The following is an 18,678-nucleotide window of genomic DNA, read 5'->3' as shown; positions in this document are numbered from 1 at the left end:
CAAAAGTCAATTTGAACACAAAACGGAACAACATAAAACTTACACTTATGAGGATCTAAATCTAAATACCTACCCAAACCGACAAATATCACGAAAACTTCGTTTGTCAACAGGGGATAAATTGGTAACACCAACAATTACAATAAGTTAAGAGGAATCTAAATGAGGATCAGTGAAGATGATTTAATATATTTTTCAACTTTTCTAGCTAAATTTAAGAATAGAAAAGATGCTTTCAGAGAGTTTAAAAAACTTGAAACTGTAGGGGCTTTCACAAATATAAAAGAGGTTTCCAGAGTAAAAAATAATTCAAAAAAAAATTAATAAAAATGTCTCTAAACAAGGTTATTCATTTGTAGATTCCCGAATTTTCCCATATTCTCTCATTATGCCATTTTTGAGAATGACGATGACAGAACAAATCATGACCTTGAAAGAGGTAGCTGCGTATTTAAAGCTGACTGAAAAAACAGCATACCGACTAGCGGCAGAAAAGAAATTGCCGGGATTTAAAGTCGGTGGTTCGTGGCGATTCAAGTCATCAGACCTAGAAGCGTGGATAGAAAACCAAAAACAATAATTACACCATTATTGATAAGGACATTATGTGATCCCAAATTATCAGCAATTTATGCGGCCCTTCTTAGAAATTGCAAAAGCCGCCAACGGTAGTGAAATCAAGCTTAGAGATGCCATTAATCAGCTTGCTGATAAGTTCAACTTATCTGACGAAGAGCGCAATGAAACACTGCCCAGTGGTAGGCAAAGTATCTTAGATAACCGTGTAGGCTGGGCGCGAACTTACCTGACTAAAGCTGGACTTTTAAAAGCGACCAAACGAGCACACTTTGTCATCACTGAACGAGGTATCCAAGCCCTGCAAGATACCAACGCCGTTATCAACAACGAATACCTCAAGCAATTTGATGAGTTCATTGCATTCAAAGAGCAGAAAAACGAAGCTAGTGACACTCAGTCAGCAAACACGCTAGAAACCACCCATACATCTACAACAAGTGAAATAACGCCAGACGAAGCGTTACTGGACGCTTATAAGACCATTAATGATGCACTAGCATTGGAACTCATATCACGTACCCGCGAAGTGACTCCAGCCTTTTTTGAAGACTTGCTTATCGAACTGTTACTGGCGATGGGCTATGGCGGCACGGGCGAAGGTGCCGCGCACGCGCTAGGTAAAAGTGGCGACAATGGTATAGACGGTGTTATCGACCAAGATCCATTAGGCGTAGACCAAATTTATATTCAGGCCAAACGCTATGCAGAAGGCAATAACGTTGGTTCTGGTGATATTCGAGATTTCTTTGGGGCGCTAAATTTAAAAAAAGCGCAAAAAGGTATTTTCATTACCACATCTGATTTTACCGCAAGCGCAAGCCAAACAGCCAAACAGCCAAAGATCTTGGTATGCGAATAGTACTTATTAACGGTAAAGAACTAGCCAAACTCATGCTGCGTTACAACATCGGTAGCAGAGACGAACAGGTATTGCATCTGAAGAAAATCGACGAAGAATTTTTTGAAGCGTAAATTAAAATACTAATGCGACACATAAATGTGTGTAAACCAATCAAGAACTAAACACACACGGTAAAACTAAAAATTTAATAGCTTTAATGCTGAAGGAATAGAAGTTGAACATTAGCCAAATAGAAGAAGTTGTTAAAAAATTAGCAACTGATATTAATACCAACGAAGTTAACAAGGATGAGTTTATATACCAACTAATGGCGGCTTACGGCCATCGTAAAACCACCATTGGTCGCATTAAATCAGGTGAGCGTAACTTAGCGAATGTTGAAGGTGAAGTAAGAGCCAAGCGCCATATTTACTTTAAGCAAAGCCAAAACGATTGCGTGTTGTCTGATATTGATAACATGAAAAAAGAGCCTTCAGTTGCTCGTGATAAAATTCGTTTTGTGATTGCTACCGACTTTAATCAGTTTGTTGCCTTAGATACCCGTACCCACGATACTTTAGATATTGAGTTTAACGAGCTTGGTAAACATTTCGATTTTTTCCTACCTTGGGCTGGTATGGAAAAAGCCGTATACCAAGGTGAAAACCCTGCTGATGTTAAAGCGGCTGAAAAAATGGCCAAGTTATTTGACTTGATTAAAGCCGATAACTTTAACGAAGAAACCAAAAACGATACAGCCGCACTTCATAACCTAAACGTGTTTTTAACTCGTTTACTTTTCTGCTTCTTTGCTGAAGATACTGGCATATTCAAGCAGAACCAATTTAGTGCTGAGCTTGAATCACATACTAAATTAGATGGCTCAGATGTTGATAGTTACTTAAATCGACTGTTTGAAGTATTAAATACCAGTAAAGATACCCGTGGTGACTTACCTGATTACCTCGCTAGCTTTGAATATGTGAATGGTGGCTTATTTGCCAACAACATAGTCTCACCAATGTTTTCAACTAAATCGCGCAAAATGCTGATTGAGTGTGGCAGTGAACTAGATTGGTCAGATATTAACCCTGATATTTTTGGCTCTATGATCCAAGCTGTAGTTCACCCCGACCAGCGTGGCGGTATGGGCATGCACTACACCTCGGTCACTAACATCATGAAGGTAATCGAGCCACTATTCTTAGACGAACTTTATTCTGAGTTTGAAAATATTGAAAACAACATTGATGCTAAGTTAAAACCAAGCCGTTTACGTAAGCTCCATGATCGCATTGCTGAAATTAAACTGTTCGACCCGGCTTGCGGTTCCGGCAACTTTTTGATCATTGCCTTTAAAGAATTACGTAATTTTGAAATGGAAATCATCAAACGCTTACAAGAACTAGATCAAAATAAAAATCAAGATGACCTGTTTGGTGACGTTGGTTTAGATTCATCTTTTTCACGTATTAAACTTTCTCAATTCTACGGTATTGAACTAGACGATTTTGCCCATGAAGTGGCAATTCTTTCGTTATGGCTTGCTGAGCACCAAATGAACGGAGAGTTTAAAGCTGAGTTTGGTGAGTGTGAACCATCTTTGCCGCTTAAAAAAGGTGGAAAAATCTTCTGGGGTAACTCGTTAAGACTTGATTGGAGGGAGTGTATAGACCATTCTGATGAAGATGAGGTCTACATTATAGGAAATCCACCATATCTTGGTTCTAAAAATCAAAGCGAAGAGCAGAAAGAAGATATTAAGTATTGCTTACAAGGAATATCAAATACTAAAAGTCTTGATTATATCGCATGTTGGTTTATTAAAGCGGCCCTTTTTATAAATGCAAAAAGTTCATATGCATTTGTATCTACAAATTCAATATGTCAGGGGACTCAAGTTCCGTTACTTTGGCCAATAATTCTAAAGTCGGGATGTGAAATATCTTTTGCTTATAAGAATTTTGTTTGGTCTAACAATGCAAAAAATAAGGCTGGAGTTACCTGTTCGATAATTGGTGTTAGGAAAAAAAATAATAAACCAAAAGCTATTTTCACAAACAATTTTAGAAAAATCGTATCAAATATTAACCCTTATCTGATTGAATCAACAGATATTGTGGTGACAAAAAGTACAAATGTCATATCTAAATTACCGCGAATGCAAATTGGAAATGAACCCTATGAAAGTGGCTTTTTTATATTTTCTACCTTAGAAAAGGAAGAGTTTGTAGCAGAAGAACCAAGGTCAGAAAAATTCTTTAAAAAATTAGTCGGCTCAAATGAATTTATTAAGGGTACTTATAGGTGGTGCCTGTGGATCGAAGACCAATATCTTGATGAAGCATGTGCAATTCCTTTAATTAAAAATCGAATAGATAAGGTTAGGGAGGCTCGCCTAGTTGGTGGAATGAATGCCCGAAGTTGTGCACACAGACCACATCAATTTAGATGGGTAAATAGAGCCATAAAAAATCAAGTTGTTGTTCCTGTTGTTTCTTCGGAGCGAAGAGAATATATACCAGTGGGACTGATGGATAAAGATACAATAATTTCCAACAAAGCTCAGGTTATCTTCGATCCTGAACCATTTGTATTAGGTGTTCTTAATTCTAAAATTCATATGGCTTGGGTCAGAACTATTACAGGTCGTATTCGATCTGACTATCAATACACGGCAGGACTTTGTTACAACAGTTTTCCATTTCCTGATATTGATGAAAATACTAAATGTGAAATGGTAGATAAATCGTTAGCCATATTAAGTGTTAGAGAAAATTATCCGGAGAGAAATTTGGGCAGCCTTTATGATCCGGACAAGATGCCTACAGATCTAAAGGCTGCTCATAGAGAGTTAGATGACTTTGTAGATAAAATCTACCAGAAAAAAGGTTTTTCAGATGATGATGAAAGACTCGAATTCTTATTTTTAATGTATGAGAGAATGACAGGAGGTCAAAATGCGTAATTTAATGGAATTCAAATATGCTCAAAGTGGCGCTAGCTCAAACACCAATGAAATGGGCATGCGAGCAATGCAGTCTCGTGCTTATGAAGGAAGAAACAGCCAATACCTGCTATTAAAAGCGCCTCCAGCTTCAGGTAAGTCTCGTGCGTTAATGTTTTTAGCATTAGACAAACTACATAACCAAGGCATTAAGAAGGCTATTGTTGCTGTACCTGAGCGCTCAATTGGTGGCTCGTTTGATACTACCGAATTAAGCAAATACGGCTTCTTTTGTGATTGGGATGTCGATAACGAAAATAACCTTTGTACTCCCGGTGGTGAAACCAGTAAAACTAAAGCATTTAAACGTTTTATGGCTGGTGACGATAAAATACTTATTTGTACCCACGCTACCTTGCGCTTTGCGTTTCAAGAAGTTGAAGACAGTGCTTTTAACGATTGCCTGATAGCCATTGATGAATTTCATCATGTTTCTGCCGATGGTGAAAATGTATTAGGTGATGTATTACGTTCAATCATGACCAACAGTAGTGCCCATATTGTTGCGATGACCGGTTCTTATTTTCGTGGCGATAGCGTTCCTGTTTTAACACCTGAACTTGAAGCTCAATTCGATAAAGTATCATTTAACTATTATGAACAGCTTAATGGTTATAACTATTTAAAATCGCTCGGCATTGGCTACCACTTCTACCAAGGTAAATATACTGAAGTTATTCATGAGGTACTTAACTCAGAAGAAAACTACGGTAAAAAGACCATCATTCATATTCCTAATGTTAATTCAGGTGAATCAACCAAAGAAAAATATGATGAGGTAGATGCCATTTTAGAAGTACTAGGTGAAGCAGGTAAACGAGATCCTGTTACTGGGGTTATTCCTGTTACGCGACCTGATGGCAGTGTCATAAAAGTTGCTGACTTAGTGGAAGAAAATGGTCGCGATATTATTCAAAACTATCTACGTAATATAAAACACCTTGATGATATGGACGTTATCATTGCATTGGGAATGGCGAAAGAAGGCTTCGATTGGGAATACTGTGAACATGCTTTAACTGTTGGATATAGAAGCTCGTTAACTGAAATTATTCAGATTATTGGTCGCTGCACTCGTGATAGCGCTAATAAAACCCATGCGCAGTTTACTAACCTCATAGCCCAGCCTGATGCTGAAAATGATCAAGTAACAATTGCCGTAAATAACATGCTTAAAGCGATTACTTGTTCACTACTTATGGAACAAGTGTTAGCGCCAAACTTTAAGTTTAAAGCCAAAAAAGATGATGACTTTGAGCCAACTCCTCCGGGCACAATGAAAATTGGCGGCTTTAAAGAGCCAAGTACTAAGCGTACTAAAGACATTATTGAATCTGATTTAGCTGATTTAAAAGCGGCTATATTACAAGATGACAAAATAATTGCGGCATCAGCAGGTAAAGTTGATCCTGAAGTGGTTAATAAAATACTTATCCCTAAGATAATCCAACGCAAATATCCTGATTTAACTGAAGCTGAAGTTGAAGAAGTTCGTCAGCAAGTTGTCGTTGATTCAGCAGTAAGTACGGCAGAAGTGAGTGAACAAGGCGGGAAAAAGTTTGTTCGCTTAGCTGATAAATTTATCAACATTGATGAATTGAGTATCGACTTAATTGATGAGATTAACCCATTCCAAAAAGCCTTTGAAATATTGTCGAAATCTGTAACAACTGACGTACTTAAGCTCATTCAAGAGTCGATTGAAACCACCCGTATTCAAATGGACTTTGAAGAAGCTAAATTGCTATGGCCTAAAGTTAAACAGTTTGTTCATGACAAAGGACGAAAGCCTGATTTAAACGCGTCAGACTTTACAGAAAAACGTTTAGCGGAATGCTTAATTTACATCAAACAAGAAAAGCGCAAAAGGATGAAAGCGTAGTGAAGAATCAAGAGTGGCAAAAATTAAAGTCAATGGAAATGGACGACTGGTTAAGCTTCATTAATGACGATGATGAATTAGGACTTACTGCGGTTAAGGTTAAGTCGAAAGCACCAACGGCAGACGAACATTTAGTCGCTAAATTTCAAGAGATAAATGACTTCTATAAAGCCAATGGCCGTTTGCCTGAAAACAATATGGCCAACATTAGTGAGCTAATGTTGTTTAAGCGCTTAGACTCTATCAGAGGCAACGACACACAGTGTCATGCATTGGTTGATTTTGATGAATTTAACTTATTGCCACTCACACATGAGGTAGCAGAGCCAAAAGCAGAATATAAGCCTGTGGTAAAAGAGATTAACTCGGTTGAAGATATATTCGAAGATGATGATTTTGGTTTACTTGGTGATTCTGACGATAGTATTTTTAAAATTAAACATGTAAAAACAACACTAACTATGCCTAAAACTGTGGCCAGAAGAGAAAGGTGTAAAAACTTTGAAAAGTATGAAGAACTTTTCCAAAAGTGTCATGCGAAGGTGCATTCTGGCTATCTTGAAATGACGAAATTTGTTGGCGAACAACAAATTCAAAAAGGAGAGTTTTTTGTTCTTAATGGGGTCATGTGTTATGTGGCTGACATGGCAGAAAGGGAAAAGAAAGGGGGGAAAGTTAATGCAAGACTTCACCTTATTTTTGAAAACGGCACAGAGTCAAATATGCTGTTACGTTCATTGGCTACCGAGCTTTATAAAGATGAGTCAGGAAGACGAATAATTCCGACAGAGCTTGATTTTGAAATAAATGAAGAAGATCAATCAGCAGGCTTTATATATATATTGTCAAGCCAAAGCCAAGATCCGCGAATCCATTCAATTAACAACTTATTTAAAATTGGTTACTCTACAACACCCGTTGCAAAACGCATTGCCAATGCTGCAAACGAACCAACCTATTTGATGGCTCCAGTTAATATTGTAGCTGAATATGAATGCTACAACATGAACACGCAAAAATTTGAAAACCTCATTCATACTGTTTTTAAAGATGTATGTATTGATGTTGAAATTGCTGATTTACAAGGGAATATGTGTAAACCGAGAGAATGGTTCAGCGTGCCTCTGGAGCAAATAAACATAGCTATTGAGCTTATTGGAAGTGGGCAAATAGTTAATTACCGATATAACTCAACGACACAGAAAATTGAGCTGAGATAAAACAGTAATCACGGTGTTTAATTGATTTTACGAGGATTTAAATGAAAACGGATTTTAGTGAAGGGTTCTATTCAAATGACAGTGATAAAGAGACGTTAGCAACAAGAAATACACTACTAACAGAGCAAGTAGATACTGCTAGGCAAGAGAAAGATAAGCTGTTGCTGTTTTTGAAAAGCAAACTTGCAGGTTACTTAGGTCTAAAGGTCGCTTATTGGATTCAAGGATCATTCAAAAACCATACTGTAATACGCCCTGTTCGCAGTAGTGATGAGTTTGATGTTGATGTAGGCCTTTATATTTTTGCCGATGCTGAAGCTCAAAGTCTAAATGCATCTGATGCAAAAAGTTTGCTGAATAAAGCTTTGCAGGCTTATTGCGAATCCCATAGCACGGCTAAACTCGAAGATGCTAAACCAAACTGTGAACGAATAAGTTTCCCTGATAATTTTCATATTGATCTTCCTCTTTATTATATAGATGAACAAATAGGAAAGTGCCGTTTAGCTACCGAAAATAATGGTTGGATAGATAGCGATCCTAAAGCATTACAGTCATGGTTTGATAATCAGATAAAGGATTTATCTGATACTGAAAAGGCTCGATTACGGAGGGTAATTAAAGCTATAAAAACTTGGGTTAGCCTTAAGAATATAAAACTCCCGTCTATTGCAATATCAACCTTTATAGCTAGAAACTATATTGGTTACGCTTCAGAAGAATATGCAATATGGAAACTATCAAGTAGCCTAACAAATCACATAATAACTGGCGGGAGAATCCTTAGTCCTATTAATGGTGATGATTTAATAAGTGCTAAAGACGAAGAACTAGATGAACTAAAAAGTGCTTGCTTACAACTTCAAAACGTTTTGAAAGCAGTTGCGCTCTCTGAATCAATTGTCGTTTCTCACCAACTGTGGTCAATTGAGTTTGAACATGTATTACCCCCACTCAACTCGCTTAAAGTACAAGCTGGTAGCGAGATCTTACCAGCAATAACAACACCACCTCAAATAAGTGTTAAACCTTCAAGCGGAGTACCTGAGCAAGTTCTAAATAATGTATCCGTTTATCGAGGCGATAAGCTTAGCTTCAGAGTCCATAACAAAAGTGATTATTCAGCAGGATCGGAAGTCATATGGATGGTGCGAAATACTGATAAGGATGCAGGGTTAAAAAACGACTTGGGACACAATCAAAGGTTTGATATCTCAGAATCAGTAACGGAAAACTGTGAGTATCGTGGTAAACACTTTATGGAGTGTACAATTTTAAATGCAGGTCAAATTGTCGGTATATCTTCTGTGGCAGTTAATATTTATCAGCAACAAAGACCAGTTCGCAACCCACCTAAAAAACGATATGGCCCAGTGAGGTAAAAATATGTGGAAAGTTTTGCCAAAGTTTGGATTAGCAAAAATATTAGTATTGTTATTATGTTCGATTGTAACCACTGGGCTAATTTGGGCTACAAAAGGTTGGACGGGTGTAACAACTTTTTTTAATGAAGATGGTTTTAGCATTATATCCAGCTTGTTAATTCCTGTTCTAATTTGCTTTGTAGGTATTACTTGGCTGTTAGGTGTTTACCTTTGGCGTTGGCTTTGGAAGATTCCAGTCGTTGGGTCGCTACTCAATGAAAAGGTGTGTCCTGATTTAAATGGCACTTGGATAGGCAAAACAATTTCTACTTATAAAGATGAGCATGGTAACCCATACGAAAAAGAAGTCGAAATGGTTATTAAAGCAACTTTCTTTGGTTTTGATATTCGTCTTGTATCTGTTGATAAATACCAGAGAAGTACTGTTATGCAAAGTGAGATCTTAAAAGATCCTCGCGATGGGGCCTTTTATCTCAGTTATATATTTGAATCAGTTGTTGATCAGCCCAAAGAAACGGATGATGCAAAATTTGATGGGGCGGCTCGATTACATGTCAGGTTTGAAGGTAATGACATTAAGCTTGTTGGAAGGTATTGGACAAACCGAGGTTGGCAAAGAAATATGCAAACAGCAGGAACAATTAGCCTGCAAAAGGATTAGTTATACATTTTAGGTAGGGGATTTATAGATTATGAAAGAAATACTTAGAAATGTTTCCCATTGAATTCTTATGGTGGGCTTGAGACATATCGATGATCTTTTCGAATTAGAAAATTTAGATTCAGTTGTAGAATTGAAAAAGCCATTCAATAGTTATCGTAAAATTAATTGCAGGTTCTAAAAAAGCCCACTTTTAAGTGGGCTTTGGTTATCCTTTAAAAATCTTATTTACTATAAAAATCTTAATTAAAGCCTTTAAACAACTTATTTAATATGAACAATTAACGCTCAACCACTGCATTATGGTAAACATGTTGTACGTCATCACAGTCTTCTAACATGTCCATAAACTTATCAAAGTTTGCTACATCATCACCACTAACAGTAGATTCTGTTTGCGGAATAAATGTAATCTCTTCAGCTTCAAACTTAAGTTCGGGATCATTATCCATTAAAGCTGTTCGGGTATTGTTATATTCTGTATGGGGAGCATAAACAGTAATCACACCGTCTTCGCTTTCTACCTCAGTGACATCAACATCCGCTTCCATTAGTACTTCTAAAATAGCATCTTCATCATCGCCATTAAAAGCAAATACAGCTTGATGGTCAAACATATGACCCACAGTGCCTTCTACACCTAGTTTTGAGCCAGTTTTAGTAAAACAGTTGCGTACGTCTGTGATCGTGCGGTTATTGTTATCAGTTAAACAGTCAACAATTACCATACAACCACCAGGACCGAACCCTTCATAACGTGCAGGTACATAATCTTCACCTGCTCCACCCGCTGCTTTATCAATAGCTTTATCAATAACGTGGCTTGGCACCTGATCTTTTTTGGCTTTTTCTATCAATCTGCGTAGGGTTAGGTTGGCTTGTGGATCTGTACCACCATTTTTTGCTACAACGTAAATTTCTTTACCGTATTTTGAATAAACTTTGGTTTTTGCTCCGGCTGTTTTAGCCATAGAGACTTTACGAACTTCGAACTTTCTTCCCATCTTAAATCTCGTCTTATCTTGCTTACCTTCAACACCTTTACCCAATAATGGTGGTGTTGCTAAATTCGATGGCACAGAGTGTAACGATTTTTCAACCTTAAGGTAAGTACTCTATGGCTAAATTACCTGAGCTTGATTAGAAGTTTACTTAAGATACCGGTGCTAAAATCCACTTAATTAGGAGTTGTGACGCTTTCCTAAAACTTGCTAGGGACAGCGTCACAAAATATTTTGGCAACTTTAATTGGGTTACCTAAGGCTGAAAAGGTAAAGATGATTGATGTAATATTATTCTTACCTTGCCATCATCACATACTTTAAAAACAAAGCTTTTGTTAACAAAAATATGACTATCATCAGCGCCAATGAAATGAACATTACACTGCACAATAGCCAGTTCATTATTTAAGATAAAATCTTCTTTGCTGTACCAAACTTTGACCCAAGGCTTAAGCTTAAAACCTTTATCATTAGGAAAGTCACTATCTCCCCCAACAAAATAAGAAAGCGCGCCTTTTTTAGTAGGGCGAAATGTCTGCTCACCAAACGTAAGTGTTGGCTTAAACAATACATGACCATTATCGTAGTCATAACTTTCAGATAATACCTGACTTGAAAATGCCCTAGCATCTCCTCCATTAGCGTGAACTTCTCCAACCTTAACTACATTATCGCACCAAGTTTGCAGCGCCGTATGAACCATTTCATCAGTAAACATATTTCTATTTCCTCTGTGTAAGTCATTTCTATGTTCTACATTACAACTTCAATAAATAGAGTTTGTGGTTCGAACCTTTACGAGTACAAGCCAATCAAGCTGTAACATAGACAGCCAAAGAAATGTTATATCATAACAATAACTTCAACGACCTTAGAGTATCTTGTTTCCTTTTTATAACAAGCTTATTTCGAGATAGCATTTATCTATCAGCATTTACTCAATGAAAGGCTAAAAATTATCAGTCTTGCGTTCATCAATAAGGCTTAAGTAATAGACAGCGCCAGCCTAAGGCAGATGCTCTCTTGCCAAATAGTCATGGGATTGCATTTCTTTTAAGCGGCTTAAGCAACGTCTAAATTCGAAGTTTAACTGACCTTCTGTATAAAGTGTTTCTAGTGCTACTTCAGCAGAAATGATCAACTTAACATTACGCTCATAGAACTCATCAACCATAGCTATGAAACGCCTAGCTATATCATCTGTAGCCTGTCCCATTTGCTCTACATTAGCTAATAGTACAGTGTGGTATAGCCTACTGATCTCCATGTAATCTGTCTGACTTCTAGGGCCATCACATGCCGCCCTAAACTCTAGCATTATCACACCTTCAGCATATTTTAATGTAGGGATCATCCTACCTTCTATTTCAATGCTTTCATTCGCGACACCCACTTCAGAGGTTAGCTCTTTGAAATATTTGTGTAAGTTTTCTTCGGCTTTAGCATCAAGTGGGTGATGGAATATTTCAGCTTGCTGTAAGGTACGCAGCCGATAATCAACTCCACTATCGACATTTACGATACGTGTATTTTGATTAATCAACTCAATAGCAGGTAAAAATCTAGCTCGCTGTAAACCATTTTTGTACAGTTCATCAGGAACAATATTAGAGGTTGCGACTAATACTATTCCGTGTCCAAAAAGCGCTTCCATTAGCGTACCTAAGATCATTGCATCTGTGATGTCAGATACAAAAAACTCATCAAAACAAATAACTTTGGTCTCAGCAGCAAACTTTTTAGCAATTATTTTTAGAGGATCAGACTGGCCATCTAACGCACGCATTTCCTGATGAACCCTATGCATAAAGCGGTGAAAATGAATACGCATTTTTCTTTTAAAAGGTAGGCATTCGTAGAAGGTATCCACCAAATATGTTTTACCTCTACCGACTCCCCCCCAAAAATAAATACCTTGTATCGAAGGTTTGCTCATTCCTTTTCCAAAACGACTTTGTAATTTAATACGCCAAGTACGCTTTTGCTGGGGGTGAGTTAGCTCTTCAAAAAGACGCTGTAATTCTTTTACCGCATTTTCCTGTGCTGCATCATATTGAAAATCTTGCTCTTTAAGATCAAGTTGATATTTTTGCCAAGGTGTCTGTGTGGACATATTTACCCGAGTATCCTATCGCTATATGCCTATTAGAGTTGAAAACTGTGTATGAACAAATCTTCTTCTTTCATCATTCATTGCCACTTGAATTCAAATAAAAAGACCGCATTGAAATTTCAGAGCGTATAATAACAATATTAAATAAACATTGCTCCTCGACTCTAAACCTTTGTGCTGTTCGCATCAATACATCAGGGTCGGTTAGCAGTAGTCAATATAGGTAGGAGTTTTTATGGATTGGTTAGTCGGTATTTTGTTATTAATCGTAGGTGCAGTTATCGGTTTCTTTGTTGCAAAATATTTCAATGATAAGGAAGTCAGCAACAACAGTGAAGGTGAAAAAGAGCTCACCATTAAAGAAATCATGGCTCAACAAGCGTCTCATCATCTACATCAAGTAAAGCGAATTTCAGCCGAATTAAACGCGCAAAGTGAAGCTTTAAATAAACAAATTGATGAATATGAACAGCTGATAATTGACCATTCTACGGGGGCTGACGACTCATCTATCAACTATTTTGGTGAGCATGCTACTACCTATTTACGTAATAGTAATTCAACTGAAAAAAATAATATTCCTAATGCAGATGTTCAACCTTTAGATTTTGCATCTCAAAGTTCTGGGTTGTTTTCGGGGAACGAAGAAGTTGTAGAGAAAGAATCAAAGTAGTGAACTTTATGTCGAGCTAAATAGTCTGTGTTCTATATTTAATTGGAGATGATAGTTAATGAAAAAAGGTCTTAATCGTTTATTAGTAAGCGCATGTGTAGTAACCATGAGCTTATCTGTCAGTATACCAGCAAGCGCAGCTTTACCGTTTTTTTCTAGTGACAAAAATGAAGTCCCTAGCCTAGCGCCTATGATAGAGAAAACCACGCCGGCGATAGTCAGTATTTCGGTTGAAGGCACGCAAGTATCAAGGCAGCGAGTGCCAGAAATGTTTAAGCATTTCTTTGGCGGTTCTGATGAGCAAGTTCAAGAGCGTCCCTTCAAAGGGTTAGGTTCAGGTGTCATTATCGATGCAGATGAAGGTTATGTAGTGACCAATAACCACGTGGTCGAAAATGCAGACCAAATTACTGTAAAGCTTACTGATGGTAGAGAATTTAAAGCTAAGAAATTGGGCTCTGATCCTCAAAGTGATATTGCACTTCTTAAAATAGAACCTGATGACTTAACTGCTGTACCTTTAGCAGATTCAGATGAGTTACGCGTGGGTGATTTTGTTGTCGCTATTGGTAACCCATTTGGATTAAACCAAACTGTCACTTCAGGTATTGTTAGTGCGTTAGGACGTTCTGGACTTAATATAGGTGGATACGAAAACTTTATCCAGACTGATGCAGCCATAAACCGAGGCAACTCTGGAGGGGCTTTAGTAAGCTTAAGAGGTAAATTAGTAGGTATCAACACTGCTATTTTTGGGCCTAACGGTGGCAATGTTGGGATCGGTTTTGCCATTCCTAGTAATATGATGAAAAGCTTAGTCGATCAAATAATCGAATTTGGTGAAGTTCGTAGAGGTTTATTAGGGATTTTAGGTCAAGATATTGATTCTGGATTAGCTGAAGCAATGAACTTATCAGCTAGCCAAGGTGCTTTCGTAAGTGAAGTATCGCCAGATTCTGCAGCTGAAAAAGGTGGTATACAAGCAGGTGATATCATCACCGAAATTAACGGTAAACCTGTTAGCAGTTTCCTTGAGTTAAGAGCTAAAGTAGCCAGTAAAGGGGCAGGCGCAAAATTAGAGCTAACCCTGATACGTAAAGGTAAAACCGAAACAGTTGATGTAGTGTTAGGCGATGCTTCTGCTAACTCAGTTGTTGCCAAAGAAATACATCCAGCACTAGAAGGCGCAACACTTACAAACGGTGAAACTGACCAAGGCGATAAAGGAATAGTGATTTCTGAAATAGAAGCCCGCTCTCCTGCCGCCAGCATAGGTTTGAAAAATGGCGATGTGATTATCGGCATAAACCGTAAGAAAGTAGACACGGTAGTTCAATTACGTACTGAACTAGACGACGCTAAAGGAGTGATTGCACTAAATGTTAAACGAGGACTCACCTCTTTATATCTAGTAATACGCTAAAAATACTATGATTAGGTAGCGGTATAGTGAGCTTGTACCGCTATCTACATATTAGTTTCAATGTTATTATCAACCAATACTTGATGTAATAAGCGTTCAATGGTCACGTGCTCAAATTTTTAACTTCTCTTTTAAAATCAATCATCATTGGAGTGATGATATCCTGTGTCATCCTTTTTCTTGTTCCCGACTTGCGTCGAGGAAGTGGATTACCCCTTACATTATTTTCTACAGAAGTAAGTTCTACCAACAAGCGTTCATTTAATCATGCCGTTAATGCGTCAGGGCCAGCAGTAGTTAATATATACAGCCAAAACATAGAAGGTAGCGGTTATAATCGCCGTCAAGCAGTAGAGCGAACCAGTTTAGGCTCTGGTGTTATTATGACTTCTAATGGATACGTATTAACGTGTTACCACGTTATAGCAAACGCAAAACTGATATTAGTCGCGCTACAAGATGGCCGCTTAGAAGAAGCACAAATTGTTGGGTTTGACGCTGTAACAGACTTAGCCGTACTTAGTGTTCCTGTAGATAACCTACATGCTATTCCGCAAAAAGAAGATCCAAAAACATTGGTAGGCGATGTAGTGTTAGCAGTTGGAAACCCATACAACCTAGGGCAAACAGTTACACAAGGCATAGTCAGTCGTATCAGCAATAATGGTCTAAATAACTATTTTGACTACATCCAAACAGATGCAGTATTAAACGAAGGAAACTCTGGTGGAGCTTTAGTTGATAGTGAAGGCTACTTAATTGGTATAAATAACGCCAATTTTAAAACTAGGATCAGTCCAAATAGAGTTGAGTCTGTTGATGGTGTTTCATTTGCTGTTCCATATACCTTAGCAAAGAAGGTGATGGATGAAATCATATCGACAGGTAAAGTCACACGAGGAGCACTAGGCTTTGCAGGTGAACAAAACACCCTAGGAGATTTAGGTATCTTGGTGACAAGCGTATATAGCGGAACACCTGCAGACGTTGCAGGGTTAGCAGCAAAAGACTTAATATTATCTGTTGGTGGACACCCTGCCACCAACATACGAAAAACATTAGACTTTATTACAGATACAGCGCCAGGCACTATTTTAGATATAGAAGTAAATCGAAATGGAACAATTCTAAACTTAGCCATGCAAGTAGCAGAGCTCAAATAACCTCTATATTACACAAGCCCCCTTCCCTAATTCGATTAGTACTAATTAAGACAGCTTAGTTGCCAGAGTTTGGATATGTTTGTAGTAACTAGAGTGGCTCATTTGATGCCACTCAATAATATTAATCTTTTACCCTTCTAATATTTGCCCCTAAACCATTTAGCTTAGTTTCAATATGCTCGTAGCCGCGATCTAAATGATAGATTCTATCTACTGTAGTTTGTCCTGTTGCCACTAAACCTGCAATTACTAGACTTGCTGAGGCTCTTAGGTCTGTTGCCATAACCTGCGCACCTTTTAATGTGGAACGTCCATCACAAACCGCACTGTGTCCTTGAAGTGAAATATCTGCACCCATTCTTTGTAACTCGGGCACATGCATAAAGCGATTCTCAAAAATATTTTCGGTGACAACGCCAGTCCCTTCAGCCAAACAATTTAACGCAACGAATTGAGCTTGCATGTCAGTAGGAAACCCTGGGTGGGGCGCTGTTTTAATATCAACACTTTTCAGCTGACCACTGGTCATATCTAGTTCAATCCAGTCCTCTCCAGTAGTGACTTTAGCCCCTGCTTTTGAGAGCTTATCTAAAACGGCTTCGAGAGTTTTAGGTGCAGCGTTAAGGCAACGAACTTTGCCTTTGGTCACAGCGGCTGCAATCAAAAATGTTCCTGTCTCGATACGATCAGGTAAAACTCGATAATGACAACCAGTTAGAGTTTCTACACCTTGTATTACAATTTTATCACTACCAGCATGAGAAACCTTGGCTCCCATTGCATTTAGGCAGTCGGCTAAATCAACTATCTCTGGCTCTCTCGCGGCATTTTCTAATATGGTTTCACCCTGAGCTAAACATGCTGCCATCATAAGGTTCTCGGTCGCTCCAACGCTTACAACATCCATAAAGATATGTGCGCCTTGTAACTTCCCATCAACTGAAGCTCTTATGTAACCACCATCAACATCAATTTTTGCCCCCATTTGCTCTAACCCTTGCAAATGTAGATTGACCGGACGAGCACCAATTGCACAACCACCAGGAAGTGACACATTAGCCACACCAAATTTAGCAAGTAAAGGCCCTAAAACTAAGATCGATGCCCGCATGGTTTTTACTAACTCATAAGAAGCATCAAACTGATTAATACTACTAGGGTCTATTTCTACAGATTGCCCATCGCGCCTAGCAGCCTTTGCTCCTAACTCCTCTAAAAGCAATAAACTGGTATGTATATCCCTTAACTCTGGAACATTTTCAAATACACATGGTGTATCAGCTAAAATACTCGACATTAAAATTGGTAATGCGGCATTCTTTGCCCCAGAAATAATAACGTCGCCAGATAGAGGCGGGCATGCCTCGATTATTAATTTGTCCATTAAATTACTCTAATTGAAATATGCCAAAAAAGACAACTGCTAGAACTGAAGTGGCACACTAGGTCTTAATCTTACGGCTATAAAAGGATTATTGTGGGAGGTTAAACAACTTTTCTCGTTGCCACTGAGTTTCAGTAAAGGTTTTAATTGAAACTGCATGCATACTGCCGTCAGCAATTTTTTCAGCTAATGGTGCATAAACAAACTGTTGTCTTTTAACTCGACTCATATCTGCAAAAGTATCACTGACAGCAATTACCTGATAATGAGAGCCGTCACCTTTTACATGAACCTCTGCTAGATTTAAAGACTCTTTCAATAAGGTTTCAATTTGTTGGTTATCCATGGTCGCTCCTGTAGCGCGAAAAATGCGGCTATTGTACAGATAAAAACTGATCTACGTCGCTTATTTTCGCGAGATTTATTAAAGTTGCCGGGACATTTTTTAACTGAAAGCGGATATTCTTTTGTTTACTATGTTTGAGTAAATTAACTAACCAAGCTAGACCTGCAGTATCAACATCTTGTATTTCAGACAAATCAACAATTGCGAGTGCCTTACCAGTTGCATCTTGTTTAGCACTCAGATCATTAATAGCGTTTCTCCAGCCCGAGGTGACTGTATTTCGGTTCAAGTCACCTTGCAATACAAAGTGCCCACTTGATGGCTCTGAGACTGAAAAACTCTTCACTCAATTATCCCTTTGTTGCAGCTTCTAAATTAATCGGCTTATTGATGGTTTGCTTCATCATATCCATTACAGCGTCTAAACCATCAGTACGTAACATTGATTCAAATTCACTTTGCTTACTAGATAGTAAACTAATGCCCTCTGCCACCATATCGTAAGCTTTCCACTCGTCTGTGTTTTTATTCTTACGTAGTTTAAATGCTAAATTAATATCTGGCCTACCCGGCTCTTTAACTATAGCTCTAACAGTAACTGTGGATTCATCAGTTACTTCCCTAACTGGTTGAAACTCCACCTCTTGGCCATTGTAATAAGCCATAGCTAAAGCATAAGTAGTTATCAAGTAAGAGCGAAAAACACTGATATATTCAGGAAATTGCTCCTTGGGCACTTTTTTATAATATTTTCCTAACACTTTTAAGGCTGAGAATTTGTAATCTATATAGGGTAATAATTCCTCTTCCATCACGTTGCGTAATAGCTCTGGATTTTTTTGAATTTGGTCATGCTCTTTTTTGATTCTATCAAACGTAATGGTAGCTACTTCTTGAAGCATGGTATACGGGTTATCACTTTCTGCTTGAGCAGTCATTGAACCGATAGCTAACAACCCAGCTACCAATCCTTTAAAGAATCGATTTATCACGTTAT

General features: G+C 38.0%; 19 protein-coding genes. 12 read left to right on the top strand and 7 right to left on the bottom strand.

Annotated elements, in window-relative coordinates:
• Positions 1-162: 162 nt before the first annotated feature.
• The 9 genes from ACMUMK_RS13010 (at position 163) to ACMUMK_RS12970 (ending at position 9,575) form a co-directional block, all read left to right on the top strand.
• Positions 163-324 (top strand): hypothetical protein, encoded by a 162-nt coding sequence (locus ACMUMK_RS13010; protein ID WP_414701576.1) that lies wholly within the window; start codon positions 163-165, stop codon positions 322-324.
• Between the two features lie 85 nt (positions 325-409).
• Positions 410-580, top strand: coding sequence for a methylation-associated defense system helix-turn-helix domain-containing protein MAD1 (mads1, locus tag ACMUMK_RS13005; RefSeq protein ID WP_414701575.1), 171 nt, complete (start codon positions 410-412; stop codon positions 578-580).
• A gap of 27 nt (positions 581-607) precedes the next feature.
• Positions 608-1,438 (top strand): winged helix-turn-helix domain-containing protein, encoded by an 831-nt coding sequence (locus ACMUMK_RS13000; RefSeq protein WP_414701574.1) that lies wholly within the window; start codon positions 608-610, stop codon positions 1,436-1,438.
• Entirely contained in the window at positions 1,429-1,551 is a 123-nt protein-coding gene (locus ACMUMK_RS12995; protein ID WP_414701573.1) for a hypothetical protein, read from the top strand. The genes ACMUMK_RS13000 and ACMUMK_RS12995 overlap by 10 nt, the downstream gene beginning before the upstream one ends.
• Before the next feature lie 104 nt (positions 1,552-1,655).
• Positions 1,656-4,388, top strand: a complete 2,733-nt coding sequence (locus ACMUMK_RS12990; RefSeq protein ID WP_414701572.1) for a DNA methyltransferase — start codon at positions 1,656-1,658, stop codon at positions 4,386-4,388.
• Positions 4,381-6,309, top strand: coding sequence for a DEAD/DEAH box helicase (locus ACMUMK_RS12985; protein WP_414701571.1), 1,929 nt, complete (start codon positions 4,381-4,383; stop codon positions 6,307-6,309). The genes ACMUMK_RS12990 and ACMUMK_RS12985 overlap by 8 nt, the downstream gene beginning before the upstream one ends.
• Positions 6,309-7,529 carry a GIY-YIG nuclease family protein gene (locus ACMUMK_RS12980; RefSeq protein WP_414701570.1) on the top strand — a complete coding sequence of 407 codons (1,221 nt, stop codon included), beginning with the start codon at positions 6,309-6,311 and terminating at the stop codon, positions 7,527-7,529. Before ACMUMK_RS12985 ends, ACMUMK_RS12980 begins: the two co-directional genes overlap by 1 nt.
• A 41-nt stretch (positions 7,530-7,570) precedes the next feature.
• Complete coding sequence (locus ACMUMK_RS12975) at positions 7,571-8,911, top strand: cyclic GMP-AMP synthase DncV-like nucleotidyltransferase (protein ID WP_414701569.1); 1,341 nt, start codon at positions 7,571-7,573, stop codon at positions 8,909-8,911.
• Positions 8,912-8,915: 4 nt separating this feature from the next.
• Positions 8,916-9,575, top strand: coding sequence for a hypothetical protein (locus ACMUMK_RS12970; protein ID WP_414701568.1), 660 nt, complete (start codon positions 8,916-8,918; stop codon positions 9,573-9,575).
• A gap of 281 nt (positions 9,576-9,856) precedes the next feature.
• On the opposite strand, the gene ACMUMK_RS12965 is transcribed toward ACMUMK_RS12970, so the two are convergent.
• From ACMUMK_RS12965 to zapE, 3 genes are all read right to left on the bottom strand, one after another.
• Positions 9,857-10,579 carry a YebC/PmpR family DNA-binding transcriptional regulator gene (locus ACMUMK_RS12965; RefSeq protein ID WP_414701767.1) on the bottom strand — a complete coding sequence of 241 codons (723 nt, stop codon included), beginning with the start codon at positions 10,577-10,579 and terminating at the stop codon, positions 9,857-9,859.
• Between the two features lie 253 nt (positions 10,580-10,832).
• Positions 10,833-11,297: a hypothetical protein gene (locus ACMUMK_RS12960; RefSeq protein ID WP_414701567.1), complete on the bottom strand. Its 465-nt coding sequence runs from the start codon at positions 11,295-11,297 to the stop codon at positions 10,833-10,835.
• Positions 11,298-11,585: 288 nt separating this feature from the next.
• Positions 11,586-12,692, bottom strand: coding sequence for a cell division protein ZapE (gene zapE, locus ACMUMK_RS12955; protein WP_414701566.1), 1,107 nt, complete (start codon positions 12,690-12,692; stop codon positions 11,586-11,588).
• A gap of 235 nt (positions 12,693-12,927) precedes the next feature.
• Between zapE and ACMUMK_RS12950 the strand changes: the two genes are divergently transcribed.
• The 3 genes from ACMUMK_RS12950 to ACMUMK_RS12940 all read left to right on the top strand — a co-directional run bounded on the left by ACMUMK_RS12950 (position 12,928) and on the right by ACMUMK_RS12940 (position 15,951).
• On the top strand, positions 12,928-13,365 hold the full coding sequence (locus ACMUMK_RS12950; RefSeq protein WP_414701565.1) for a ZapG family protein: 438 nt from the start codon (positions 12,928-12,930) through the stop codon (positions 13,363-13,365).
• Between the two features lie 58 nt (positions 13,366-13,423).
• Positions 13,424-14,788 carry a Do family serine endopeptidase gene (locus ACMUMK_RS12945; protein WP_414701564.1) on the top strand — a complete coding sequence of 455 codons (1,365 nt, stop codon included), beginning with the start codon at positions 13,424-13,426 and terminating at the stop codon, positions 14,786-14,788.
• A gap of 155 nt (positions 14,789-14,943) precedes the next feature.
• A complete protein-coding gene (locus tag ACMUMK_RS12940) occupies positions 14,944-15,951 on the top strand; it encodes a trypsin-like peptidase domain-containing protein (protein ID WP_414701766.1) in 1,008 nt (335 codons plus the stop codon).
• Between the two features lie 121 nt (positions 15,952-16,072).
• On the opposite strand, the gene murA is transcribed toward ACMUMK_RS12940, so the two are convergent.
• From murA to mlaC, 4 genes are all read right to left on the bottom strand, one after another.
• A complete protein-coding gene (murA, locus tag ACMUMK_RS12935) occupies positions 16,073-17,335 on the bottom strand; it encodes a UDP-N-acetylglucosamine 1-carboxyvinyltransferase (protein ID WP_414701563.1) in 1,263 nt (420 codons plus the stop codon).
• 88 nt (positions 17,336-17,423) lie between these two features.
• The gene (locus tag ACMUMK_RS12930) at positions 17,424-17,681 is read right to left on the bottom strand and encodes a BolA family protein (protein WP_414701562.1); all 258 of its coding nucleotides are present in this window, start codon (positions 17,679-17,681) and stop codon (positions 17,424-17,426) included.
• A gap of 28 nt (positions 17,682-17,709) precedes the next feature.
• Entirely contained in the window at positions 17,710-18,027 is a 318-nt protein-coding gene (locus tag ACMUMK_RS12925) for a lipid asymmetry maintenance protein MlaB (RefSeq protein ID WP_414701561.1), read from the bottom strand.
• A gap of 4 nt (positions 18,028-18,031) precedes the next feature.
• Positions 18,032-18,673, bottom strand: coding sequence for a phospholipid-binding protein MlaC (gene mlaC / locus ACMUMK_RS12920; protein ID WP_414701560.1), 642 nt, complete (start codon positions 18,671-18,673; stop codon positions 18,032-18,034).
• Positions 18,674-18,678: the final 5 nt, after the last annotated feature.

It is taken from the genome of Paraglaciecola sp. 2405UD69-4 (assembly GCF_047525415.1).
GTDB lineage: Bacteria > Pseudomonadota > Gammaproteobacteria > Enterobacterales > Alteromonadaceae > Paraglaciecola.
The sequence above is the reverse complement of the archived record's forward strand: the minus strand, read 5'-3'. Positions and strand labels throughout refer to the sequence as shown.